This window comes from Nocardioides humi (assembly GCF_006494775.1).
GTDB classification, from domain to species: domain Bacteria; phylum Actinomycetota; class Actinomycetes; order Propionibacteriales; family Nocardioidaceae; genus Nocardioides; species Nocardioides humi.
This window is the reverse complement of the sequence record NZ_CP041146.1, coordinates 5,405,082-5,428,878: the sequence shown is the minus strand read 5'-3', so window position 1 is coordinate 5,428,878 and position 23,797 is coordinate 5,405,082. Positions and strand designations below refer to the sequence as shown.

Here is a 23,797-nt window from a genome sequence, read left to right as displayed (position 1 = left end):
TCCTCTCAGCTCCGCGGCGGGTACACGCCCTGGAGGGCGATGCAGAAGTAGAAGGTGAGGTACGGCTGCATGTTGTTGTGCGGCTGGCTGCTGCCGGCGGGACTCAGCGCCTCGGCCGCGAGGTACTCGCCGCCGGTGGCCGTGGACTGGTAGAGGGTGCCGCCCGAGGACGGCGCGAAGGCGGCCGCGGCGCTGGGCGCGCTGGTGTCCGCCACGCCGTCGGTGTTGGCCCGCAGCGGGTGGGTGTGCGACGGGATCTCCGACTCCAGGAGGGTCACCGTCTCCGAGCCGCCGGTCTCGCCGAGGTCGTGCAGGCTCAGTCCCGGGCCCTGTCCGGGGTGCATCGGCGCCCGGCCGTGCAGGTCGGGGAGCGCGAAGTTCGACTGGCCGTTGCCGCCGTATGTCGTGCCGAGGAGCGAGAACAGCGCGGTGTTCTGCGACAGCGGCAGCAGCTGGCCGTCGCACCACGCCCAGCCGCGCGGGGCGAAGTTGAAGGGGAAGATGCGGATCTCCGCAACGAAGGGGTCTGCCATGACGTGTCCTGCTCCTACGTGGGCGAGGGGAAGATCCCGTAGAGGGAGATGATGAAGCTGACGCAGAGGTACGGCTGCATGTTGGCGTGCGGCTGGCTGCCGCCCGCCGCGGTGATGGCCGCCGGGTTGAGGTTCGTGGCCGGGACGTCGTTGACGTACGGCACGACGTTCAGCGACATCGCGGGCAGGTTGCCGGCCGGGCTGACCTGGGTGCCGGGCTTCCCCTGGACCCCGAGCAGGGAGTGCTGGTGGCCGGGCAGCTGCTGCTGGGTGAGCGTGACCTCCTCGGCGCCGCCGGTCTCGGCGAGGAGGTAGCTGCCTCCCCCGCCGGTGCCCTGGTGGATCGGGATCCGACCGCGCAGGTCGGGCAGCGCGAAGGTGCTCTGCCCGTCGCCGCCGTAGGTCGTGCCGAGGAGCTGGAAGAGGGTCTCGTTCTCGGAGATCGGCAGCAGCTGTCCCTCGCAGAACATCCAGCCTGCGGGGGCGAAGTTGCCGCCGAACATGCGGATCTCGCCGACATAGGGTTGGGCCACGACTGCTCCTAGTTCGGGCTCGGGAAGATGCCCTGCAGCGCGATGCAGAAGCTCAGGGTCAGGAAGGGCTGCATGTTCTGGTGGGCCTGGGAGCCGCCGAGGGCGCCGACCGTCTGGGGTGCAGCGTCGTGCTGGCCGGGCCCGGACGGTACGCGTTGTTGCCGCCACCGAGGAAGGCGTCGGCCGGGATCGCCGTGCCGCCCGTCGCCGCCGTCGAGACGGCGACCCGGTGGGTGTGCTGGGGCAGCTCGCTCACGCTGAGCGTGTGGGCCGCCGCGCCGCCGGACTGCCCGAGGGAGTGCCACGCGTCGACGTGGATCGGAGTGCGCCCGCGCAGGTCGGGCAGCGCGAAGGTCGTCTGCCCGTTGCCGCCGAAGGTGGTGCCCAGCAGCGAGAACAGCGCCTGGTTCTGGTTGATCGGCAGCAGCTGGCCGTTGCACAGCGCCCAGCCCTTCGGCGCGAAGACGAAGGACATCAGCCGGATCTCGGCGAGGAACGGCTCAGCCACGGGCTCTCCTGGTGGGTCGCGGGTTCATGGGGTGGGGCATCCGGTCGCGACGAAGCCGCCGCCGGTGCCCGACGCGCTGGCGTGGACGACGGGCGGACCGGTCGGGTTCTGGGCCGCGATCCAGGACTGGACGGCGGCCGTGCCGGTGCCGACGAGGCCGGGCACCCGGATGGTCGTGTTCTGCCGCTGGCGGAGCACGACGTCGGTGACCAGTCCGTTGGCGGGGTACACGACGGCGCCGCTGGCGTCGAGGACGTTGCCGCGGACGTCGGCGCACACGTCGAAGGAGTCGCCCGGGAAGGTGCCGATGTTGTAGTGGACGCCCTGCTTCGGCAGGGCACCGGTGCCGGGTGCGTTGCCCGGCTCGGTGATGGTGTTCCCGGTGACCACGGTGCTGACGCTGCCGGACTGCGTCACGCCGCCGCCTCCCGCGAGGACCTCGATGCCGTAGTTGTTGTAGCCGCGGATCCGGTTGCCGGTGACGGTCCACGCGAGGGAGCCGCCGCCGAGCTGCTGCAGCTTGAGCGCCGAGCCGGAGACCGATCCCGAGTCGGGTACGCCGGCCGCGCCGAGGTCGTTGTCGCCGAAGCTGCCCGTCTGGTGGGCGGCCCCCTGACCCTTGGCGACCAGGACGCCGGCGCCGACCGCGCCGCGGAAGGTGTTGCCGGTGATGTCCATGGTCGTGCTGCCGGCCGCGCCGTCCTGGTAGATCGTCACACCGCCGCCACCGGTGGCGATGGCCGGGTGGTCGTTGGCGAAGGTGTTGCCCGTCAGCACGAGGTCGCCGGCGCCGGAGGCCGTGTGGCTGTACTGGAGGACGTCCCCGGCCGCGCCCTGGACGCTGCTGCTCGCCACGGTGACCGGGAAGCTGCCGGTCCCGCTGGACTCCAGTGCGATGGCGTCGTTCTGCGGGCTCGCGCCGTTGCGGGTGAACGCGACCCGGGTGAGCGTGAGGCGCTGCAGGTCGGTGTTCGTGTTGCTGACCCGCAGCGAGTCCTCGAGCCCGCCGGCGATCGCCGTGTCGGTGATCGACGCCGTGCCGGAGAGGTTGGTGAGGAGGACCGCCGAGTCGTCGTACGGGGTCGCGGTGGTGGTGCCGAGCGTGCCGTCGACGACACTGTGGGTCAGCGTGAGGCCACGGGTGCGGTCGCCGCGGATGCCGTAGTTGGTGGCGTCGTGGACCCACATCCGGGTCAGCGACGGCGCCTTGGTGTCGGTGAGCACGATGCCGGTGCCGACCGGCGCGGTGCCGGCGTCGTCGCCGCCGGCGCTCGCGGTGATGACGCCGCCCGAGCAACCCGCGGTGCTGCCCGCGGCGCAGGTCCCGCCGGATCCGGTGACCTGGAGCGAGCCGGCGTCGCCGGTGCCCGCGAGCACGATGCCGTTGGGGGCGCCGGCGGCGCTGATCCGCTCGAAGACGAGGCCGGCGGCGTCGATCCGGGTGGCGGAGACGCCGAGCGCGCGGCCGGTGCCGCTGGTGATCCGGTTGCCGGCGCCGGTGACGGCCAGGGTGCCACCGCCGTTCGCCTCGATGCCCCTGCCGATCGACGTGGTGATGACGAGACCGCCGCCGGTGAGGCCGAGGGTGTGCCCGGCGCCGGTGCCGTTCGCGGTGAACACGACCGCGTCGGCGGTGCCGGTGCTCAGGGTGGTGCCCTGTCCGCTCAGGAGGGTGCTGCCGCCGCTGTTGCCGCTGACGACCAGGCCGCCGCCCGCGCCGGCGGCGTCGGCGATCGGCTGGGTGATCGCGACGGTGCCGCCGGTGCGGCCGGAGACCTCGAGCGAGCGTCCGGGGCCGTCGCCGATGGTGCCGTCGTAGGTGATCGCGCCGCTGCCGCCCTCGACGACGAAGGCGCCCTGGGCGTGGCCGGTGATGCTTCCGCTGCCGCCCGAGAACGACCCGCTGCCGAGGCCGCTGAGCCGGATCCCGCGGGTGGTGCTGTTCGTCGAGCTGACGCTGTCGAAGCTCAGCGCCGGGTTCGCCGCGGTGGCGATGTCGACGGCCGGCCCGTTCGCCGCGGCGATCGTGGCGGTGCCGCTCGACGGCACGGTGACCGCGCCCGTCCCCTGCAGGGCGAAGGCGGTCCCGCCCGTGGTCTGCAGGGCGAGGTCGGTGAAGGTGACCGCGCCGGTGGTGTTGACGAGGCTGATCCCGCCGCTGGCGGAGCCGGTGACGCTCACGGTGTCGAGGACGCTGCCGGTGAGGGCGGTGCCGGTCGCCGCGAGGGCCTTGGCGCCCTTGACGTCGAGGCGGATGGTGCCGGCGGGGTCGAAGAGCACCGCGCCGGCGGAGCTGAGCTGGACGCCGACCGAGCCGTCCGTCGTACCGCTGGCGGCGGTGTTGTCGACGGCGAGGTCGGTGACGGTGAAGGTCCCGGTGGTGCTCGCGAGGTTGATCCCCGGCTTCGTGCCCGCCGCGCCCGTGTCGATGATCCGGACGTCGGCGAGGACACCGCTGCTGACGCCGCTGCCGCCCGCGATGGCGCTGGACGCGCCGGACGGGTCGAGGCGCACGCCGGTGACCGTCGCTCCGGAGGCCAGCGTGACGACGTCCCCCATGGTGGCGGTGAGCACCGGGCGGGCGCCCGGCGCGCCGGTCGCGAGGGTGCTGCCGCCGACGACGAGGTCGGCCGCCGCACCGACGAGGCGCTGACCGGTCTTGAGCGTGATGCCGGTCGTGTAGCCGGTGGTCGTGCCGTCGCCGCCCGCGACGTGGATGGTCTGGCCCGCCGCGGAGGCGGCCGCCGCCTGGGCGAGGGTCGCGAAGGGCTCCGAGGAGGTGCCGGCGTCGTCGCCGGTGGCGTCGTTGGCGACGTACCAGACGCATCCGCTGATCTGGACCGTGACGGTGCCGGTGCCGGTCAGCGCGCCCGCCGGGTCCTGGTCGGTGACGGTGTAGGCGAAGGTGTCGCTCGCGACGGTGCAGCCGGCCGGCGGGGTGTAGACGAAGTCGCCGTCCTCCTGCAGGGTGACCGAGCCGCCCTGGGTGGTGCCGGTGGTCGCGGCGACGACGGCGAGGGAACCGGGCGTCTCGACGTCCGAGGCGCCGGCGAGGAGGTCGCCGGTCACGGTCTTGTGCGGCCCGGCCACGGCCGGAGCGGCGTCGGTCGCGTCGTCGACGACCAGCACGGTGTTGCCGACCGCGCCGGAGGCGCCGGTGAAGGTCGCGTCGGCGGCGACCGGCGCATCGTTCACGCAGGTGACGGTGACCGTCACCGTGGCGCTCGAGCCGCCGGTGATCGTGTAGACGAAGTTGTCGAGCGTCGTGCCGGGCGGGTCGTTGCAGTAGTCGGCGTCGGGCACGTACCGCACCTGGGTGCCGGTCATCGAGGTGGTGCCGTGCGCGGGCTGGCCGAGCAGCGTGACCACCGGGCTGACGTCGCCGAGGGTGTCGTTGGCGAGCACGTCGATGGTGACCGCGACGTCCTCGATGGTCGACGCGCTGTCGGCGTGGGCGACGGCGGGGTCGATGACGCAGGTGACGGCGACCGACACGGTGGCGGTCGAGCCGCCGGTGATCGTGTAGTCGAAGGTGTCGGGGAGCGCCGGCGGGTCGTTGCAGTAGTCGGCGTCCGGCCGGTAGGTCAGCCCGGTGCCGCCGCCGGTGATCACGACGGTGCCGTTGGCCGGCTGGGTGGCGGCGGTGATCGCGAGCCCGACGCCGTCGGGGTCCCGGTCGTTGGCGAGGACGTCGATCGCGGTGGCGTCGTCGTCCTCGGTGAGGGTGGCGCTGTCGTCGACCGCGACCGGGTCGTCCGCGACGCAGGTGACGGCGACCGTGACCGTGGCGGTCGAGCCGCCGGTGATCGTGTAGGTGAAGCTGTCCGGGTCGGTGCCCGGCGGGGTGTTGCAGTAGTCGGCGTCCGGCTCGTAGGTGACCGTCGCGCCGTTCGTGGTGGCGGTGCCGTGCGCGGGATGGGTCACGGCCGTGACCGAGGGCGGGGTGTCGCCGATGACGTCGTTGGCGAGCACGACGATGATCACCGAGGTGTCCTCGTCGGTGGTCGCGTGGTCGTCGACGGCCTCGGACAGGTCCTCCACGCAGGTGACGGCGACCGCGACGGTCGCGCTCGGGCCACCCGCCAGCGTGTAGGTGAAGACGTCCGGGTCGGTGCCGGGCGGGGTGTTGCAGTAGTCCGGGTCGGGCTCGTAGGTCAGCCCGGTGCCGCCACCGGTGATGACGACGGTGCCGTGGGCCGACTGGGTCACCGCGCCGATGACGAGCGGGTCGCCGTCGGCGTCGCTGTCGTTGGCGAGGACGTCGATCGCGGTGGCCGGGTCGTCCTCGGTCACCGTCGCGGTGTCGTCCACCGCGACCGGCGCGTCGTCGACGCAGGTGACCGCGACGGCGACGGTCGCCTCGGCGCCGCCGGGGCTGAGCGTGTAGGTGAAGGTGTCCGGGTCGGTGCCGGGCGGGGTGTTGCAGTAGTCCGGGTCCGGGACGTAGGTCAGCCCGGTGCCGCCACCGGTGATGACGACGGTGCCGTGGGCCGGCTGGGTCACCGCGCCGATGGTGAACGGGTCGCCGTCGGCGTCGGTGTCGTTGGCGAGGACGTCGATCGCGGTGGCCGGGTCGTCCTCGGTCACCGTCGCGGTGTCGTCCACCGCGACCGGCGCGTCGTCGACGCAGGTGACCGCGACGGTCACCGTGGCCGTCGCGCCACCGGGCGTGAGCGTGTAGGTGAAGGTGTCCGGGTCGGTGCCGGGCGGGGTGTTGCAGTAGTCGGGGTCCGGCTCGTAGGTCAGGCCCGAGCCACCGCCCGTGACCACGACCGTGCCGTGGGCCGGCTGGGTGACCGCGCCGATGACGAGCGGATCGCCGTCGGCGTCGGCATCGTTGGCGAGGACGTCGATCGCCGTGGCCGGCGCGTCCTCGTCCACCGTCGCGGTGTCGTCGTCCGCCGTGGGGTCGTCGGGCAGGCAGGCGATGTCGACGGTGACCCGGCCGACGTCGGTGCGCCCGGTGCCGTCGGCGACGGTGTAGTCGAAGCCGCCGGCGCCGGGGCCGCAGAGATCCGGCGTCGGGTCGAACCGGATCACCGTGCCGACGATCTCGACGGTCCCGCCGACCGGGTTCACCACCGCGATCACGGTGAGCGGGTCCCCGTCGGGATCGGTGTCGTTGGCGGCCGGGCTGCCCGGTCCGCTGACCGGCAGCTCGAGCAGGGTGTCCTCGTCCGTGCCGACGGTGTCGGGCACGGCGACGGGTGCGCCGGGCTGCCGCGGCGGGGGCTGCGGGTCGGTCCGGTCGGCGCAGCTGCCGTTCGTCTTGTCGCCCTGGGTGGTCACGACCGTGTCGGCGCCGGGACCGCAGCCCAGGCGGTCCGGGCCGGGACCGCCGTCGAGCCGGTCGTTCCCGCGTCCGCCGCGGAGGATGTCCGCGCCGCGGCCGCCGTACAGCCGGTCGTCACCGGGACCGCCGCGGAGCACGTCGTCGCCCGTGCCCCCGCGCAGGACGTCGTCGCCGCGCCCGCCGTACAGCCGGTCGTCGCCGCCGCCCCCGCGCAGCACGTCGTCGCCGCCGCTGCCCCAGATCACGTCGTCGCCCGGGCCGCCGTCGATCACGTCGTTGCCCGGGCCGCCGCTGATCACGTCGTCGCCACCGCGGCCGTAGATCCGGTCGTCGCCGCCGAGGCCGCAGATCACGTCCCGGCCCGGGGTCCCGACGAGGATGTCCGGTCCGGGGGTGCCGACGATGGTGCAGGCGTTGCGCGCCGGCACCACCGGTGCCGTCGCGGCCGCCGGCAGCGTCGCCGCCAGCACGAGCACAACCAACCCGATCCAGCTCGTCGCCCTTGCTGCACGCGTGGTCGCACGACCGAACGCCATGACCGCTCCCCAGCCTGTTGTGTCCCCTCCAGTGCGCACGACGCGACACCGAGCCCCGGGCGCGAGTCTGGCACCCGCCGTGGCCGGCCCGGACGAAAACGCCGCAGGCCCGGGACCAAGGTCCCGGGCCTGCGGTCCGATCGGACCGATCCGTCAGAACTCGTGACGCAGGGGGTAGCCGCTGTCGCCGTCGTCGGTCTTCGTGGCCAGCACGTGGTGGAGCTGGATCTCGTTGCGCTCGAAGGCGATCCGCGAGCCCGCCATGTACAGGCCCCACACCCGAGCCGTGCCCTCGTCGGTCTCGGCGACGCAGGCGTCCCAGTTGTCGGCGAGGTTCCGGCACCAGCCCGCAAGGGTCTTCGCGTAGTGGACCCGGAAGTTCTCGTGGTGCTGCACCTCGAGCCCGGCGTCCTCGACGGCCCGCACGATCGTCCCGGAGCCGGCGAGCTCGCCGTCGGGGAAGACATAGCGGTCGATGAAGGCGCCGGTACGCCGGTCCACGTTGTCGTGACGGGTGATGCAGTGGTTGAGGATCCGGCCCCGCGGCTTGAGCTTGTCGCGCATGAAGCCGAAGTACGCCGGGTAGTTGTCGACGCCGATGTGCTCGGTGAGGCCGATCGAGCTGACCGCGTCGAAGTCGCCCTCCTCGACCTCGCGGTAGTCGGAGTGGCGCACCTCGGCGAGGTCGTCGAGCCCCTGGCGCTTGATCTCCTCCTGCGCCCAGGTGGCCTGCTCCCGGGAGAGGGTCACGCCGAGCACCTGGACGCCGTAGTGCTTCGCGGCGTGGCGCACCATGCCGCCCCACCCGCAGCCGATGTCGAGCAGGCGCTGCCCGGGCTGCAGGTCGAGCTTGCGGCAGACGAGGTCGTACTTGTGGTCCTGCGCCTCCTCGAGCGTGGCGTCCTCGGTCGGGAACACCGCGCAGGTGTAGGTCATCGAGGGGCCGAGGACGTGCTCGTAGAAGGCGTTCGAGACGTCGTAGTGGTGCTGGATCGCGTCGGCGTCGCGCTCCTGCGAGTGCCGGCCCCACTTGCCGAGGGCGCGCAGGCCCTCGAGGCGGTGCCGCCAGGCCGGGAGGTGCTCCTGCGGCGGCGGCGGCGGCGGGATCAGGTGGCTCAGCCCGAGCGAGCGCAGCACGCCGATCAGCTCGAGCGGCCCCGGGATCCCGAAGTCGGTGTGGTCCTTGAGCAGGGAGAACGCCTCGTACGGGTCCCCGGGGTGGGCGCCGTGGAGGACCAGGTCGCCGGCGACGTAGGCGCGGGCCAGGCCGAGGTCGCCCGGCGCGGTCATGATGTAGGAGAGGCCGCGCTCGCTGACCAGCTCCACGCCGTAGGGCCGGCTCTGGTCGCCCGCGACGGATCCGTCGTAGGCCTTGAGCCACAGGGGCAGCCCGCCCGGGAAGAGGGACGCGATCGTGGGCGCGATGCCCTTGCCTGCCGGTGCACTCGTCGGTGCCGTCATCGGCTCTTCACCGCCTTGTCGTAGAGGGTGGTCAGTCGGTCGTCGGGGTCGTAGCGGCGCTTCACCTCGTCGAGGTGGGCCGTGTTGTAGAGAGCGTCGAAGGTGGCCCGGTCGTAGAAAGCCTCGGAGTAGAGCGATTTATGCCCGCCGAGCTCGTGGACCTTGGCCTCGATGGCGCGGTTGCGCGGGGCGTCGGTGGCATCGGGGCCGACGTGGACGGTGCCCCAGAAGCCGACGTTGACGTAGACCTTGCCGGTCTCCAGGGGGTACGTCGGCCAGGGCCGGGTGGTCGCCAGCGGGCACAGCCACACCGGCCGCATCCCGATCTCCTCGTCGAACCAGGCGAGGAACTCCCCCAGCCGCTCGACGGGGACCTCGATGTCCTGGACGACCCGCTCGCGCAGCGGCCGGCCGGCGCGGCGGTCGAGGCGGTCGGCGATCCCGAACCGGCGGTCGAGGTGGAGCAGCCGCATGTAGACGTCGGAGCGGCGGTAGCGGCGCGGCCAGAGCCGGCGGATGCGCGGGTTCTGCGCGCCGAAGGCGCCCGAGCACCAGAACCAGTCGGTGTCCCAGCGCCACAGGTAGTCGTAGGTGGTGAGCCGGTCGCGGTCGCAGGTCTGCAGCGAGCGGTAGTAGACCTGCTGCCCGGCGTAGTCGGAGGTCGGCCCCGGCTCGTCGGTCCACCGGGCGAGGGTGAGGACGTGCTCGCCCGGGCCGAAGGAGACGCCGTCGAGGCCGTGGACCGGCTCGCCGTCGTACTCCTGGGTGGCGGTGACCTCGGCGATGGTCTTGGCGAGCAGGCCGGCGTCGTCGAAGCGGACGTGCCGCAGCGCGACGTACGGCGGCACCGGCGCCAGCCGGATCCGCAGGCGGGTGGCGTAGCCGAGCGAGCCGTAGGAGTTGGGGAAGGTGTCGAAGAGGTCGTCGCCGGGGCGGGTGGTGACCACCTGGCCGCCTCCGGTGAAGACGTCCATCTCGAGCACCGACTCGTGCGGGAGCCCGCGCCGGAAGCTGGTCGACTCGATGCCGAGCCCGGTGACGGCGCCGCCGAGGGTGATCGTGCGCAGCTGCGGGACGACGTACGGCATCAGGCCGTGGGGCAGCGTCGCGTCGACGAGGTCCTCGTAGGTGCACATGCCCTGGACCTCGGCGACCGGGCCGTCGGGACTGTCGGGCAGCACCTCGATGACGCCGGCGAGACCGCTGACGTCCAGGCCCGGCGCGCTGGTGGCCGCACGCGCACGGAACAGGTTGGTCGTGCGCTTCGCGAGCCGCACGGGCTGACCAGGGGGAATGGCGGCGTAGGAGTCGGCGAGCCGTTGCACAGCCCGCGCATGCTCCTCCCGAGCACGGTTTGCCATAGTTCGAAAATACTCCTGTCCGGGGACATCGGCACGGCGGGGGTCAGTTGACCTCAGTCAACCAGTGGTCCCCCTTCTAGAGCCAGCCGTTTCCGAGCGCGACGAGCACCGCCTCGGTGCGGTTGGTCGCACCGGTCTTGCCGATGGCCGCCGAGAGATGGTTGCGCACGGTGCCCTCGGAGAGGAAGAGCTGGGCCGCGATCGCCGCGACGGAGGCGCCGTCGCGGGCCGCGCGCAGGACGTCGGTCTCCCGGGCGGTCAGCGGCGACTCCCCCGCGACCAGGGAGTCGGTGGCGAGGGCGGGGTCGACCACGCGCAGCCCCTGGTGGATCCGGCGTACGGCGTCCGCGAGCTGCGGCGCCGGGGTGTCCTTCACCACGAAGCCGGAGGCGCCGGCCTGGAGCGCCCGGCGCAGGTAGCCGGGCCGGCCGAAGGTGGTGACGATCAGCACCCGGGTGCCGGGACTCGCGGCGCGGACCTCGGCGCAGGCGGCGATCCCGTCCAGGCCGGGCATCTCGACGTCGAGCAGCGCGACGTCGGGGGTGTGGGCACGGGCCGCGGCGACGGCCTCCTCCCCCGTGCCGGCCTCGGCGACGACCTCCAGGTCGGGCTCGAGCCCGAGCAGCGCCGAGAGGGCGCCGCGGACCAGGGCCTGGTCGTCGGCCAGCAGCAGCCGGATGGGCGCGCTCACCGCAGCACCACCGCCACCGACCAGCCGGGGTCGAGGCTGCGGGTGACCAGGGTCGCGCCGAGGGCGGTCGCCCGCTCCTGGAGGCCGGTGAGGCCCGAGCCGTGGGTCGCGCCCGCGGGGACGCCGCGGCCGTCGTCGCGCACCTCCACCGCGTGGGGCGAGAGCCGCACCTCGCAGTGCCGCGCACCGGAGTGCCGCACCACGTTGGTGACGGCCTCGCGGACGGCCCAGGCGAACAGCTCCCGTGCCTCGCTGGGCACCTCGTCGGTGCTGTTGGGGAGCGCGGCGTCGATCTGGGCGGCGGCCAGTGCCGTCCGTGCGCGGGCGATCTCCCCCGGCAGGGTCAGGTCGCGGTAGCCCTCGACCGCGCGGCGTACGTCGGCGAGGGCGTCGCGGCTCAGCCGCTCGAGGTCGGTGAGCTCGGCCCGCGCCCGCTCGGGGTCGGCGTCGAAGAGCCGGCCGGCCAGCTCGGCCTTGATGGTGATCACGGTGAGCGAGTGGCCGAGTATGTCGTGCAGGTCGCGGGCCAGTCGGTTGCGCACCTGCTCGGCGGCGAGCTCGGCGTTGGTCTCGTGCGCCCGGATCAGCTCCAGGTTGCGGTTCATCATCGAGCGCACGCCGAAGACGGCCAGCGACGCGGCGATGATGGAGAAGGCCAGCCAGGGGCTGTGCTCCCACCCCGGCAGCGCGACGCCGGTGACGAGGACCGCCACGGCGAGAGCCGCCACGACCGGCACGAACACCGCGACCGGGAAGAGCATCACGACGGTGACCGCGAGATAGACCACGCTGGCCGTGCCGACCTGGCCGAGCGCGGCCACCATGACCGCCGCCAGGCCGCTCAGCGCGGCCATCCACACCAGCCGGGTCCGCAGCGGCGGCACCTGCACGAGCCGGGCCCGGTCGGTGCGCACGGCGATCCACAGGGCCAGGTAGGTCGCCGCGAACACCAGGGTCGCGACCAGCCCCAGCCAGGCGTGCGCCGCCGGCAGGTCCGTCCAGGCCGCGCGGACCGGGTCGAGGAGGAACGCCAGCCAGATCGCGGCGAACATCGGGCCGAGCCGGCCCATCGCCCGCGGCGGCTCGACCTGGCCCGGTGTCTCCACGGTCGTCACGGTAGTCCCCGGCGCAGAGGTCCCGGCTCAGACCCGCGCGGTGTCCTTGCTCATCCGCCACGCCGCGCCGGCCACGAAGAGCGCGCACCAGCCGACCGCGTTGACGACGGCGTACCAGGGCAGCTCGTGGGTGAGCGGGGCGCGGACGACCTCGGCCACGCCGTACATCGGCGTCCAGTAGGCCACCAGCCGCACACCGTGGGCGTACTGGCTGAGCGGGATGAACAGGCCGCCGAGGAAGGACAGCAGCGCGAGGCCGGGGCCGAGGATCTGCATGGCGTTCTCGCCCGGCACGACGTAGCCGACGAAGACGCCGAGCGCGGCGAAGGTCAGGGTGCAGACGAGCGCCAGCACGCCGCACTGGATCCAGGTGCTGGCCGGCATGTCCGCCTTGCCCTGCAGCACCCCGACCACGTTGACGGCGAGGATCGCCAGCGCACCCATCACGAGAGCGACGAACGCCTTCATCAGGATGTAGGCGACCGGGTGGAGCGGGGTGAGGCGCAGCTGCCGGGACCAGCCCAGGGAGCGCTCGAGGGCGACCATCGAGCCGCCGGCGGCGGCCGTGAGGGCGGCGCCGTACATCGCCATCGAGGCGAGGATGTAGGCCGCGACGTTGCCGACGCCGGCGCGCTCGTCCCAGCCGGACTGGCCGCCGAAGCTCAGCGTCAGCGCGGCGGGGAGGACCAGCGTGAAGATCACGGTGCGGCGGTTGCGCAGCATCCGGCGCAGCTCGATGCCGAGCACGGTGGGGTTCAGGCCGCCCAGGGGCGGGACCCGGCGGGCGGTCGGGTCGACGGTGCTCGTGGTCATGCCGATTCTCCTGTCAGGCTGAGGAAGGCCTCCTCGAGGCCCATGGCGGTGATCTCGACGTCGCGGGCGTCGGTCTCGGTGAGCAGGTAGCGGGCGACGGCGTCGCTGTCCTTGGCGTGGACGGTGACCGACTCGCCGCGTACGTCGACGTGGTCGACGCCGCCCAGCCCGGCGATCGCCGCGGTGTCGGCATCCGGGAGCCAGGCGCGGATGGTGCGGCCCGAGGCCAGTGCGCGGATCTGCGGGCCGGTGCCGTCGGCGACGATCCGGCCCTTGCTGATGAGGACGATCCGGTCGGCATACTGGTCGGCCTCCTCGAGGTAGTGGGTGGCGAACAGGACGGTGCGCCCGGCGCCCGCGTCGGCGCGGATCGCGCTCCAGAACGCGCGGCGGCCCTCGACGTCCATACCGGTCGTCGGCTCGTCGAGCAGCAGCAGCGCGGGATCGGGCAGCAGCGCCATCGCGAACCGCAGCCGCTGCTGCTCACCGCCCGAGCACTTGGCGACCTTGCGGTCGGCGATGCCGGCGATGCCTGCCCGCTCGAGCACGGCGTCGACCGGCTCGGTGTCGGCGAACAGGCTCGCGGTGTAGGCCACGGTCTCACGGACCGTGATGTCCTTGAGGAGACCGCCGGTCTGCATCACCGCGGACACCAGGCCGCGCGCGATGGCGCGCCGCGGGTCCAGGCCGAGCACCTCGACGGTCCCGGTGGTCGGCCGGCTCAGGCCCAGGACCATGTCGATGGTCGTGGTCTTGCCGGCGCCGTTGGGGCCGAGGAAGGCCACGATCTCGCCCGGGTGCAGCTCGAGGTCGATCCCCCGGACCGCCTGCACCGGACCGAAGTCCTTGGTCACGCCCGCGAGGCGGACCGCCAGCGGGCTCGTGCTCGTCGTCGTCATGGCTCCAGCGTCGCCGCCGGCGGGCCCGCACGCCTCTGGCAGGCGTCACGACCCGGCCATGACAGATGTCATGGCCGGGTGACGGTGGCCCCGATCGCGCCGCGGGCGTCGCCGAGGTGGACGACCACGCCCGCGGCGCCGGCGAAGTCGGCGAGGACGGCGGCGTCCGGCTCGGTGAGGTCCTGCCCGGCGTCCGGCGCGTCCCCGAGGAGGACGCAGGCGTCGACGCCGCGGGAGCCCGAGGCGACGGCCATCGCGACCACGGCCTGCACCGCGCTCAGCCGGAGGGAGGGCAGGTCGACCGTGGCGGCGGCGTACGTGCGGCCGTCGGTGTCGCGGACGGCGGCGCCCTCTGCCGCCTGGATCCGCGCGCGGGTGGCGCGGGCAAGGGTGACGAGCTTCTGGTCCTCGGCGGAGAGGTCGGGCATGGGCCCATCCTCTCAGGGGTGCAGGATGGGCCCATGCCTGCCTACTGGATCAGCAACTACCGCGCCGTCCACGACGCCGAGAAGCTGGCGGCCTACGCCGCCCTCGCCGGGCCGGTGCTCGCCGAGCACGGCGGCCGGTTCCTCGCCCGCGGCCTGCCCGAGCGGGTCTACGAGGCCGGGCTCGACCAGCGGGTGGTGGTCATCGAGTTCGACAGCGTCGAGGCGGCGGTCGCGGCCCACGACAGCACGGGCTACCAGGAGGCGCTCGCCGCGCTCGACGACGGCGCCGAGCGCGACCTCCGGATCGTCCCCGGCGTGTAGCCGTGGCCCTCGGCCTGCGGCTCCGGCTCGGGCGTCCCGAGATCGGCCGGTACGCCGACCGGTTCGGCCTGCCGCAGCGCGCCGACGGCGTCGGCGTGACCTTCCTGGGCGTGGCGTCGCTGCTCGTCGAGGACGGCCGCTCGGCGGTCCTCACCGACGGCTTCTTCTCCCGCCCGTCCCTCCCGCGCGTCGCGCTCGGCCGGATCGCGCCGGACGAGCAGCGGATCCGCCGGACCCTGGCCCGGGCCGGGATCGACCGGGTCGACGTCGTCGCGCCCGTGCACACCCACTACGACCACGCGCTGGACTCCGCGGTCGTGGCCGCCCGCACCGGCGCCCGGCTGCTGGGCGGCGCGTCGGCCGCGCAGATCGGGCGGGGCGGCGGGCTGCCGCAGGACCGGGTCGGGGTCGTCGTACCGGATGAGCCGGTCGTGGTCGGCGGGTTCCGGCTGACCTGGGTCGAGGGCGAGCACTGCCCGCCCGACCGGTACCCGGGGCCGATCACGGCGCCGGTGGTGCCGCCGGCGCGGACCGACGCCTACCGGTGCGGCGAGGCGTGGTCGATCCTCGTCGAGCACGACAGCGGGCGCACCGCGCTGGTCCAGGGCAGCGCGGGCTTCCGCGCCGGAGCCCTGGCGGGCCGCCGCGCCGACGTGGCGTACCTCGGCGTGGGACAGCTCGGCGTGCAGGACCGGGCGTACGTCGAGCGGTACTGGGCCGAGACGGTCGAGACCGTCGGCGCCCGGCAGGTCGTGCTGATCCACTGGGACGACTTCTTCCGGCCCCTCGACCGGCCGCTGCGCGCCCTGCCCTACCTCGGCGACGACCTCGACGCGACGATGGCGGTGCTCACCGGGCTCGCGGAGCGCCAGGGCGTCGGGCTGCACTTCCCGACGGTGTGGCGGCGCGAGGACCCGTGGGCGCTGCTCGGCTGATCAGCCGCCGCTGACGGCGCCGGCCGACGGCGCCCGCGAGATCAGCACGGTGCCGATCTTGTTGCGGCGACCGGCCGCCTGCTCGGCCTCGAAGCGCAGCCCGTGGGCCTCGACCACCGAGCCCGGGATCGGGACCCGGCCGAGGTGCTTGGCGAGCAGCCCGCCGACCGAGTCGACGTCCTCCTCCTCGATCGGGAAGCCGAAGATCTCGTCGAGGTCGTCGACCGGGTAGCGGGAGGAGACCCGGACCTCGTCGTCGCGGCCGTCGCCGACGTGCTCGACCTCGACCTCGGCCTCGTCGTACTCGTCGGTGATCTCGCCGACGATCTCCTCGAGCAGGTCCTCGATGGTGATCAGGCCGGCCGTGCCGCCGTACTCGTCGACGACGATCGCGACGTGCTGGCGGCGCAGCTGCATCTCGCGGAGCAGGTCGTCGACCGGCTTGGACTCCGGCACCCAGACCACCGGCCGCATGACCTCCTCGACCTTCTGGGTGAGCTCGACGTCGGGCGCCTCGAAGTCGCGGCGCACGACGTCCTTGAGGTAGGCCATGCCGCGCACGTCGTCGAGGTTCTCGCCGATGACCGGGACCCGGGAGAAGCCCGAGCGCAGGAACAGCGACATGGTCTGGCGCAGGTTCTTGTGGGTCTCGATGTAGACCACGTCGCCGCGCGGCACCATCACCTCGCGCACGGTGGTGTCGCCGAGCTCGAAGACGGAGTGGATCATCTTCCGCTCGCCGGCCTCGATCAGCTCGGAGGCCTCGGCGATGTCGACGAGCTCACGCAGCTCGGTCTCCGTCTGGAACGGGCCCTCGCGGAAGCCGCGGCCCGGTGTGATCGCGTTGCCGACCAGGATCAGCAGCCGCGGGATCGGGCCGAGCACGGTGGTCAGCGCCGACAGCGGCCAGGCGCACCACACGGCCACGGTCTCGGCGTGCTGGCGGCCGACGGTGCGCGGCGCGACGCCGATGACGACGAAGGAGACCACGAGCATCACGCCCAGCGCCAGCCCGCCGCTGGCCCACCAGGACGCGTCGAGGCGGTCGTCGACGTACAGCGTGACGACGACGATCGCCGCGATCTCGCACAGCAGCTGCAGCAGCAGCGCGGTGTTGAGGTGCCGCGGCGCGTCCTCGAGGACGACGACCAGGCGCCGCGCGCCCGCGCGACCCTCGCCCACCATCTCCTGCGCCCGCGCGCGCGAGAACCCCGCCAGGGCCGCGTCCGCCGCGGCGAACAACCCTGCGAGCACCACCAGGACGGCCGCTGCACCCAGCGGCCACAGACTGTCGGCGATCATCTCCGCCCGCCCGGCGTCAGGAGGCGGCCACGTGGGCGCGCCACTGGGCCAGGAGCTGGTCCTGGAGGCCGAACATCACCGTGTGCTCCTCCGGCTCGGCGTGGTCGTAGCCGAGCAGGTGGAGGATGCCGTGGGTGGTCAGCAGCTCCAGCTCGGCGAGGGTGCCGTGGCCGGCCGCCTCGCCCTGGCGCTCCGCGACGACCGGGCAGAGCACGAGGTCGCCGAGCACGCCCTCCTCGGGCTCCTCGTTGACCAGGCCCGGACGGAGCTCGTCCATGGGGAAGGCGAGCACGTCGGTGGGGCCCTCCTTCTCCATCCACTTCGCGTTGAGCTCGGCGATGGTGTCCTCGTCGACGGCCTTGATGCAGAGCTCGGCGAGCGGGTGGACGCGCATCTGGTCCATCACGAACCGGGCGAGCCGCGAGAAGTGCTTGACGTCGATCCCGCTGCCGGACTCGTCGAGGATCTCGATGGTCACCGGGTGCCCTTCTTCACGCTCTTCTTGGCCTCGCGCCTGGCGTCGAACTCGTCGTACGCCGCCACGATCCGCCCGACCAGCTGGTGGCGGACGACGTCGTGGCTGGTGAGCCGCACGAACGCGAGGTCCTCGACGCCGTCGAGGATGCTCTCGACGACCCGCAGGCCCGAGCTCGTGCCGGAGGGCAGGTCGACCTGGGTGACGTCGCCGGTCACCACGATCTTGGAGCCGAAGCCGAGCCGGGTGAGGAACATCTTCATCTGCTCGGGCGTGGTGTTCTGCGCCTCGTCGAGGATGATGAAGGAGTCGTTGAGCGTGTTGTGCGTGACGATGAAGTCCTCGGTCACGTACAGCGAGTCCTCGGCCGCGACTTGGATGCAGACGCACTCTGCCTCGCCGTCCGGCTCGATGGCAGTGACGAAGCGCATCGGGCGGCCTCCGCCTGTGGCGTCGTACTTCGCCTTCTTCCGTGCGAGTCGGAACGGGCTGAATCCGTCGGGCAGTCGGATGTCCAGAAGGTACGAGTCATGGCGATACGGGACTGGGCGGCCGTTCGCCAAACCGGGCTTGCGGCCGGCCGCCGGGCGGACCCGCCAGGTCACCGTGCCACCCAGCGAGCGGACAAGGAATACGACGTCGTCACGCAGCAGCGGAGAGATCGTCGTGTACTGGACCCGACAGGTGCGACCGTCCTGGGTGACCAGCCCTCCATCGGTGTCCAGGAGTCCCTGGAGTAGCCACAGCCGCACCCATGCCGAGTTGAGCTTGTAGACGTCTGGCACGAACTTCGTCTCCGACTCGCAGCCGGCGAGTCCCAGCGATCGAATCACCCGGGTCGCGGGGTTTTCCACGCGGAGACCGCCACGGCCACCCGCCGGGTGCCGGAGGACGTAACACACCTCGTTCTTGCGGGACAGCTCGATCCCCAACGGTCGCACTGCGTCGGCCAGCCGTTCTGCCAGCTCGGGATCCTTGGTCGTGAAGTCAGGTGTCGTGGCGGTCGTCATGCACCCATCGCCGAGGAGAAGGCCGAGGGCATAGGGATCCATGGGGACATCCTGCGGCTCGAACTCGACCGCGCCCGCCAGCGGCAGCTCGTAGCGGTGAACGTGGCCGCGACGCAAGTGGCCGATCATCTCCCGCGTCTCGAGGGTCCTCGACGTGTAGCGCCGGCGGTCCTCGGGCGTCGTCACCGTCCACAGGTGCTCGCCGCAGGCGCGCGTGGAGGCGCCGTCCTGAGTACGGACGCGATAGACGTCCTTCACTCCCTGGGGAAAGACGCCGAGCACCGGCGTCGGAAGTCCCTGGCTGCCGATGACGAGGTCGCCCACCTCGAGAGATCCGATAGGCGCCCATCCCGCCGGCGTCAGCACCGGAGTGTCGACAGGCTGCGCTCGACCGCGCATATAGGCCAGCGGCGCGACCTCGATCGTCCCTGCCCCCATCAGCTTGGGGATCGACTCCGGGTCGAGCATGTCGTGCAGCGCGTCGTACAGCGGCCGCAGGTAGGGGTCGATCTTCTCGCTGAGGGTGCCGGGCAGGTAGCCCAGTCGCTCGCCGGCCTCGACGGCGGGGCGGGTGAGGATGATCCGGTTGACCTGCTTGGCCTGCAGTGCCTGGACCGCCTTGGCCATGGCGAGATAGGTCTTGCCGGTGCCGGCCGGGCCGATGCCGAAGGTGATCGTGTGCTGGTCGATGGTCTCGACGTAGCGCTTCTGGTTGAGCGTCTTGGGCCGGATCGAGCGGCCGCGGTTGCTCAGGATGTTGAACGAGAGGATGTCCGCCGGCCGCTCGGAGGTGGCGGTCTGCACGCGCAGCATCGCCTCCACGCGCTCGACGACCTCGGGCGTGATGCCCTGGCCGGTGCGCAGGATGGCGACCAGCTCGTCGATCAGCCGCTCGGCGAGCTCGATCTCCTGGGCGTCGCCGGCCAGCGTGATCCGGTTGCCCCGGACGTGGACCTCGACGCCGAACCGCTTCTCGATGATGCCGAGGTGCTCGTCGCCCGGGCCGAACAGGGTGACCATGTCGATGCTGTTGGGCACGACGACGGTGTGGCGGGCGGGGGCAGCCTGCGCGGTCCGGGCTGCGGGGACGGGAGTGGGTGAGTCGGTCATGGATGCCCGAGGACGGGCGGCCTTTCAGGTACGACGATTCGGCCCCTCCATGGTACGGGGCGGGACCGCGTCGCGCCCACCCGTTTGCCGGTGGCGCCCGCCGGCCAGCCGGCGGCGCTCAGCCCGGGGGCCAGGTCAGGTCGCGGCCGGCGAGCACGTGGCAGTGGGTGTGGAAGACCGTCTGCTGGGCGCCGGCTCCGGTGTTGAAGACGAGCCGGTAGTCGTCGTACCCCTCCGCGGTGGCGACCGAGCGCGCCGTGGTGGCGATCTCCGCGAAGGTGGCCGGGTCCGCGGCGGCGGAGGCCGCGGCGTTCGGCTCGTGCTCGCGCGGCACCACGAGGACGTGCAGCGGCGCCTGCGGGTTGATGTCGCGGAAGGCGACCGTGCGCTCGGTGGTGTGGACGACCTCGGCCGGGATCTCGCCGGCGACGATCTTGCAGAACAGGCAGTCGGGTGCGGCAGTCACGGGGACAACCATGCCACCATCGGCGGATGCGCACTCTCCCGAGCCGCCCGTACGCCGTCCTCGCCGCACTCGCCCTCGGCAGCTGCCTGCTGGCCGGGTGCGGCGACGACCCCGAGCCCCGGACCGACCCGACGCCCACGGAGCAGACGTCCGAGCCGACCCCGATCGAGACCGCGACCGAGGAGCCGGGCGACACGGTCGCCGCGCCCGTCTACTTCGTCGGCGAGACCCCGCAGGGGCCGCGGCTGTACCGGGAGTTCCGCCAGGTCGAGGCCGACAACCCGCTCGAGGAGGCGGGGGCGCTGGTCACCGCCGGCGACACGCTCGACCCCGACTACCGCACCGCCTGGCCGCAGGGTGCGTTCGCGTCGGTCACCCAGGCACCGGAGTCGATCGTCGTGGAGCTGGCGGACGACGGCTGGCTGACCGCGGGCGACCTGGACGCGGCGACCGCCGAGCTGGCCGTCCAGCAGCTCGTCCTCACCCTCCAGGGGACCGCCGGGGAGCCGCTGCCGGTGGAGGTGGTGCTCGGCGACGGGCCCGTCGCGACGCTGCTCGGCATCGACGCGACGAAGGGCTTCACCGCGGCCCCCGAGCTCGACGTACTGGCCCTGGTCAACATCACCGAGCCGGCGGAGGGCGCCACGGTCAGCGGCACGTTCACCGCCACCGGCCGGGCCAGCTCGTTCGAGGCGACCGTGCCGTGGGAGGTCCGGGACGAGAGCGGCACGGTCGTCCTCGACGGCTTCGCGACCGCGGAGGGCTGGATGGACAAGCTCTACCCGTGGACCTCCGAGGTCGACGTCAGCACCCTCGAGCCCGGCAGCTACACCTTCGTCGCCCGCACCGACGACCCCTCGGACGGCGAGGGCGGCGGGCCGACCGAGGACACCAAGCGGATCACGGTGAAGTGACGCTCTCGCGCCGCCGGCTGAACCGGACCCTGCTGCTGCGCCAGCACCTGCTCGAGCGCGTCGCGATGCCGCCCGCCGCGATGGTGGGGCACCTGGTCGGGCTGCAGGCGCAGGAGCCGCTGCCGCCGTACCTCTCCCTGGCGGCACGCCTCACCGATCTCGACCCGCACGAGGTCAGCGCGGCGATCGAGGACGGCGCGCTGGTCCGGGTCCTCAGCCTGCGCGACACCGTGCACCTGCACCTGCCGGAGGACGCCGTCACGCTGCCGGTGTGGGCGAGGCCGGTGCGCGAGCGGGAGATGCGGGCGAGCCAGACCATCGGGGCCGCGCGGACCGTCGACCGGGACGCCTTCACCGCGGCGGTGGACGACGTGCTCGCCGGCGGCCCGCTCCCCCAGCGGCGGCTCGGCGCCGCCCTGGCCGAGCGGTTCCCCGACCACACCGCGGCCCAGCTCGGCGGCGTCGCGCGGCTGCTCGCGGTCCTCGCCCAGCTGCCACCGCGGGGCTGCTGGAAGCCGGCCGGGTCGACCGCGGTCGCCTACGACTTCGCCTCCCGCTGGACGGGGCTCCCGCTCGCCGAGCCCGACGTGCCGGAGATCGTGCGCCGCTACCTGCGTGCCTACGGCCCCGCCACCGCCGCCGACGTGACCGCCTGGTCCGGCATCACCCGCCTCGGCCCGGCGCTCGAGGCGATGGACGACCTGGTCCGGCACGAGGACGAGGACGGCAGGCCCCTGTACGACGTCGAGGGCGCCCCGATCGCCGACGAGGACGCCCCCGCACCGGTCCGCCTGCTCGGCAGCTACGACAACGTCTGGCTCTCCCACGCCGCCCGGGACCGGGTCACCGCACCGGAGCACCGCAGGCTGTGGATGGGCGCCAACGGCGCCCAGGCCATGTCGGTGTACGTCGACGGCTGGCTCACCGGGCTCTGGCGGGTCGAGGAGGGACGGGTCGTCCTGGGCGAGCCGGTGCGACGGCTGACCCGCGCCGAGCGGGCCGATCTGGACGACGAGGTCGCTCGGGTGGAGGCCCTGCTGGCCCGCTGAGCGTTGCGGTTTGGTCCCAAACCGCAACAATTCCGGCCGATCACCTGCAGTCTCTGCCCAATCGTCAACTGGTCAGACCACCCCAGCGCGGGGTCTGCGCGAGCAGCGCGGCGACGGCGGCGACGCCGGCGGTCGAGGTCCGCAGCACCTCCTCGCCCAGCCGTACGGCGACCGCGCCGGCGGCGACGAACCGGGCCACCTCGTCGTCGGTGAGCCCGCCCTCGGGCCCGACCACGACCAGCAGGTCGCCGTCGGCGGGCAGGGCGAGCGCGGCGAGGGGCTCGGCGGCGTCCTCGTGCAGGACGACGGCGACGTCGACGCCACCGACGCCACCGACGCCACCGACGCCACCGACGCCGACGACGCCGGCGACCAGGGCGACGACCTCGTCGGTGGTGGCCAGCGGCAGCACCTCCGGGTGCCAGGCGCGACGAGCCTGCTTGGCGGCCTCGCGGGCGGTGGCCCGCCACCTCGCGAGCGACTTGGCGGCCCGCTCGCCCTTCCAGACCGCGACGCTGCGGGCGGCCGCCCACGGGACGATCCGGGCGGCGCCGATCTCGGTGAGCACCTCGACGGCCAGCTCCCCGCGCTCGCCCTTCGGCAGCGCCTGCACGACGGTCACCGAGGGCCGCGGCTCGGGGCGGTCGTCAACGGCCACGACGGCCACCGTGAACGCCCGCTTCGCCGTCGCGGTGACCTCGCCGGTCGCGACCCGGCCCCTCCCGTCGGCGAGGGTCAGCCGCTCGCCGACCCGGAGCCGTCGTACGACGACCGCATGGTGTGCCTCGTCGCCCTCGACGGTCACCTCGTCACCGGCCCGCACGCCGTCGAGCGACGGGACGAGGTGCTGCGGGAGGGTCATCGCAGCGGGGCTCAGTGGGCGCTGAACGCGTCGCGGAGCCGGCCGAACATCGACTTGTGGGTCGGCCGGACGTCGCCGGTCGGCCGCTCCTCGCCGCGGATCGCCGCCAGCTCGCGCAGCAGCTCCTCCTGCCGCGGGTCGAGTCGCGAGGGCGTCTCGACGGCGACGGTGACCGCCAGGTCGCCCCGCCCGCCGCGCAGGCCGGGGACGCCGCGGCCGCGGAGCACGACCTGGTGGCCGGACTGCGTGCCGGCCGGGATCTGGAGGTCGAAGTACCGCTCGACGTCCTCGTTCGGGCCGAGGTCGGCCTCGAGCGTGGGCAGCTCGATCGTGGTGCCGAGCGCGGCGGCGGTCATCGGCACCGTGACCGTGCAGTGCAGGTCGTTGCCGTGGCGCTCGAAGATCTCGTGCTGGGCGACGTGGATCTCGACGTACAGGTCGCCGGCGGGACCGCCGCCCGGCCCGACCTCGCCCTGCTCGCTGAGCTGGACCCGGGTGCCGTTGTCGACGCCGGCGGGGATCTTCACGGTGAGGGTACGACGCGAGCGGACCCGCCCGTCGCCGGCGCACTCGCGGCACGGGTCGGGGATGACGGTGCCGAACCCGCGGCACGCGGCGCAGGGCCGCAGGGTGCGGATCTCGCCGAGGAAGGAGCGCTGGACGTGGGCGACCTCCCCCGCGCCGCGGCAGGTCTCGCACGGGACGGGGTGGCTGCCGGGCGCCGCGCCCTCGCCGCCGCAGGTGGTGCAGCGCACGGCGGTGTCGACCTTGAGCTCGCGGGAGACCCCGAAGGCCGCCTCGGCGAGGTCGACCTCGATCCGGATGAGAGCGTCCTGGCCGCGGCGCATCCGCGGCCGGGGACCGCGACCGCCGCCCGCGCCGCCGGCGTTGCCGCCGAAGAAGGCGTCCATGATGTCGGTGAACGAGAAGCCGGCGCCCTGGCCGCCGAAGCCGCCGCCGAACGGGTCGCCGCCACGGTCGTACGCCGCCCGCTTCTGCGGATCGGTCAGCACCTCGTAGGCGGCGGTGACCTGCTTGAAGCGCTCCTGGCTCTCCGGGTCGGGGTTGACGTCCGGGTGGAGCTGGCGGGCGAGCTTGCGGTACGCCTTCTTGATCGTGTCGGCGTCGGCGTCGCGGTCGACGCCCAGCAGCTCGTAGGGGTCCTGGCTCACGTGGTGCTCT

20 protein-coding genes and 3 pseudogenes are annotated in these 23,797 nt (G+C 73.4%); 4 read left to right on the top strand and 19 right to left on the bottom strand.

What is annotated here, in order from left to right; translation table 11 throughout:
- Nucleotides 1–5: 5 nt before the first annotated feature.
- From FIV44_RS26185 to FIV44_RS26135, 11 genes are all read right to left on the bottom strand, one after another.
- Nucleotides 6–533, bottom strand: coding sequence for a phage tail protein (locus FIV44_RS26185; protein WP_141007014.1), 528 nt, complete (start codon nt 531–533; stop codon nt 6–8).
- A 14-nt stretch (nt 534–547) separates the two neighbouring features.
- The gene (locus FIV44_RS26180) at nt 548–1,066 is read right to left on the bottom strand and encodes a phage tail protein (protein WP_141007013.1); all 519 of its coding nucleotides are present in this window, start codon (nt 1,064–1,066) and stop codon (nt 548–550) included.
- A 58-nt stretch (nt 1,067–1,124) separates the two neighbouring features.
- Nucleotides 1,125–1,574 (bottom strand): phage tail protein, encoded by a 450-nt coding sequence (locus FIV44_RS26175; protein ID WP_219996183.1) that lies wholly within the window; start codon nt 1,572–1,574, stop codon nt 1,125–1,127.
- 24 nt (nt 1,575–1,598) lie between these two features.
- Nucleotides 1,599–7,403: an Ig-like domain-containing protein gene (locus FIV44_RS26170; RefSeq protein WP_141007012.1), complete on the bottom strand. Its 5,805-nt coding sequence runs from the start codon at nt 7,401–7,403 to the stop codon at nt 1,599–1,601.
- A 153-nt stretch (nt 7,404–7,556) separates the two neighbouring features.
- Entirely contained in the window at nt 7,557–8,864 is a 1,308-nt protein-coding gene (locus tag FIV44_RS26165) for an SAM-dependent methyltransferase (protein WP_141007011.1), read from the bottom strand.
- Nucleotides 8,861–10,189, bottom strand: coding sequence for an FAD-binding oxidoreductase (locus FIV44_RS26160; protein WP_246086629.1), 1,329 nt, complete (start codon nt 10,187–10,189; stop codon nt 8,861–8,863). Before FIV44_RS26160 ends, FIV44_RS26165 begins: the two co-directional genes overlap by 4 nt.
- Before the next feature lie 112 nt (nt 10,190–10,301).
- The gene (locus tag FIV44_RS26155) at nt 10,302–10,916 is read right to left on the bottom strand and encodes a response regulator transcription factor (RefSeq protein WP_141007009.1); all 615 of its coding nucleotides are present in this window, start codon (nt 10,914–10,916) and stop codon (nt 10,302–10,304) included.
- On the bottom strand, nt 10,913–12,022 hold the full coding sequence (locus FIV44_RS26150; protein WP_219996182.1) for a sensor histidine kinase: 1,110 nt from the start codon (nt 12,020–12,022) through the stop codon (nt 10,913–10,915). The genes FIV44_RS26155 and FIV44_RS26150 overlap by 4 nt, the downstream gene beginning before the upstream one ends.
- 36 nt (nt 12,023–12,058) lie before the next feature.
- Nucleotides 12,059–12,844, bottom strand: coding sequence for an ABC transporter permease (locus FIV44_RS26145; RefSeq protein ID WP_141007008.1), 786 nt, complete (start codon nt 12,842–12,844; stop codon nt 12,059–12,061).
- Nucleotides 12,841–13,743 carry an ABC transporter ATP-binding protein gene (locus tag FIV44_RS26140; protein ID WP_141007007.1) on the bottom strand — a complete coding sequence of 301 codons (903 nt, stop codon included), beginning with the start codon at nt 13,741–13,743 and terminating at the stop codon, nt 12,841–12,843. Before FIV44_RS26140 ends, FIV44_RS26145 begins: the two co-directional genes overlap by 4 nt.
- A gap of 68 nt (nt 13,744–13,811) precedes the next feature.
- Nucleotides 13,812–14,171, bottom strand: coding sequence for a cytidine deaminase (locus tag FIV44_RS26135; protein ID WP_141007006.1), 360 nt, complete (start codon nt 14,169–14,171; stop codon nt 13,812–13,814).
- A 33-nt stretch (nt 14,172–14,204) separates the two neighbouring features.
- Here FIV44_RS26135 and FIV44_RS26130 point away from each other — a divergent pair, with 33 nt between their 5' ends.
- A complete protein-coding gene (locus tag FIV44_RS26130; protein WP_141007005.1) occupies nt 14,205–14,492 on the top strand; it encodes a DUF1330 domain-containing protein in 288 nt (95 codons plus the stop codon).
- A gap of 2 nt (nt 14,493–14,494) precedes the next feature.
- Nucleotides 14,495–15,427, top strand: coding sequence for an MBL fold metallo-hydrolase (locus FIV44_RS26125; protein ID WP_219996181.1), 933 nt, complete (start codon nt 14,495–14,497; stop codon nt 15,425–15,427).
- Here the strand turns inward: FIV44_RS26125 and FIV44_RS26120 are convergent, their stop codons facing one another.
- From FIV44_RS26120 to FIV44_RS26105, 6 genes and pseudogenes are all read right to left on the bottom strand, one after another.
- Complete coding sequence (locus FIV44_RS26120) at nt 15,428–16,729, bottom strand: hemolysin family protein (RefSeq protein WP_141007004.1); 1,302 nt, start codon at nt 16,727–16,729, stop codon at nt 15,428–15,430.
- A 16-nt stretch (nt 16,730–16,745) separates the two neighbouring features.
- The gene (ybeY, locus tag FIV44_RS26115) at nt 16,746–17,207 is read right to left on the bottom strand and encodes an rRNA maturation RNase YbeY (RefSeq protein WP_141007003.1); all 462 of its coding nucleotides are present in this window, start codon (nt 17,205–17,207) and stop codon (nt 16,746–16,748) included.
- A pseudogene (locus FIV44_RS32735) lies at nt 17,204–17,524 on the bottom strand (PhoH family protein); the annotation flags it as partial. The pseudogene FIV44_RS32735 and the gene ybeY, both read right to left, overlap by 4 nt.
- A gap of 267 nt (nt 17,525–17,791) precedes the next feature.
- Nucleotides 17,792–18,214: pseudogene (locus FIV44_RS32730) on the bottom strand (LAGLIDADG family homing endonuclease); the annotation flags it as partial.
- Between the two features lie 387 nt (nt 18,215–18,601).
- Nucleotides 18,602–19,324, bottom strand: a pseudogene (locus tag FIV44_RS32725) (PhoH family protein); the annotation flags it as partial.
- A 118-nt stretch (nt 19,325–19,442) separates the two neighbouring features.
- Nucleotides 19,443–19,790 carry an HIT domain-containing protein gene (locus FIV44_RS26105; protein ID WP_246086628.1) on the bottom strand — a complete coding sequence of 116 codons (348 nt, stop codon included), beginning with the start codon at nt 19,788–19,790 and terminating at the stop codon, nt 19,443–19,445.
- 26 nt (nt 19,791–19,816) lie between these two features.
- Between FIV44_RS26105 and FIV44_RS26100 the strand changes: the two genes are divergently transcribed.
- Together FIV44_RS26100 and FIV44_RS26095 are read left to right on the top strand one after the other, a co-directional pair.
- Nucleotides 19,817–20,704, top strand: a complete 888-nt coding sequence (locus tag FIV44_RS26100; protein WP_141007000.1) for a Gmad2 immunoglobulin-like domain-containing protein — start codon at nt 19,817–19,819, stop codon at nt 20,702–20,704.
- On the top strand, nt 20,701–21,753 hold the full coding sequence (locus FIV44_RS26095) for a winged helix DNA-binding domain-containing protein (RefSeq protein ID WP_141006999.1): 1,053 nt from the start codon (nt 20,701–20,703) through the stop codon (nt 21,751–21,753). Before FIV44_RS26100 ends, FIV44_RS26095 begins: the two co-directional genes overlap by 4 nt.
- A 64-nt stretch (nt 21,754–21,817) precedes the next feature.
- Here the strand turns inward: FIV44_RS26095 and FIV44_RS26090 are convergent, their stop codons facing one another.
- Both FIV44_RS26090 and dnaJ read right to left on the bottom strand, forming a co-directional pair.
- Nucleotides 21,818–22,615, bottom strand: coding sequence for a 16S rRNA (uracil(1498)-N(3))-methyltransferase (locus FIV44_RS26090; RefSeq protein ID WP_141006998.1), 798 nt, complete (start codon nt 22,613–22,615; stop codon nt 21,818–21,820).
- Nucleotides 22,616–22,626: 11 nt separating this feature from the next.
- Nucleotides 22,627–23,787: a molecular chaperone DnaJ gene (gene dnaJ / locus FIV44_RS26085; RefSeq protein WP_141006997.1), complete on the bottom strand. Its 1,161-nt coding sequence runs from the start codon at nt 23,785–23,787 to the stop codon at nt 22,627–22,629.
- Nucleotides 23,788–23,797: the final 10 nt, after the last annotated feature.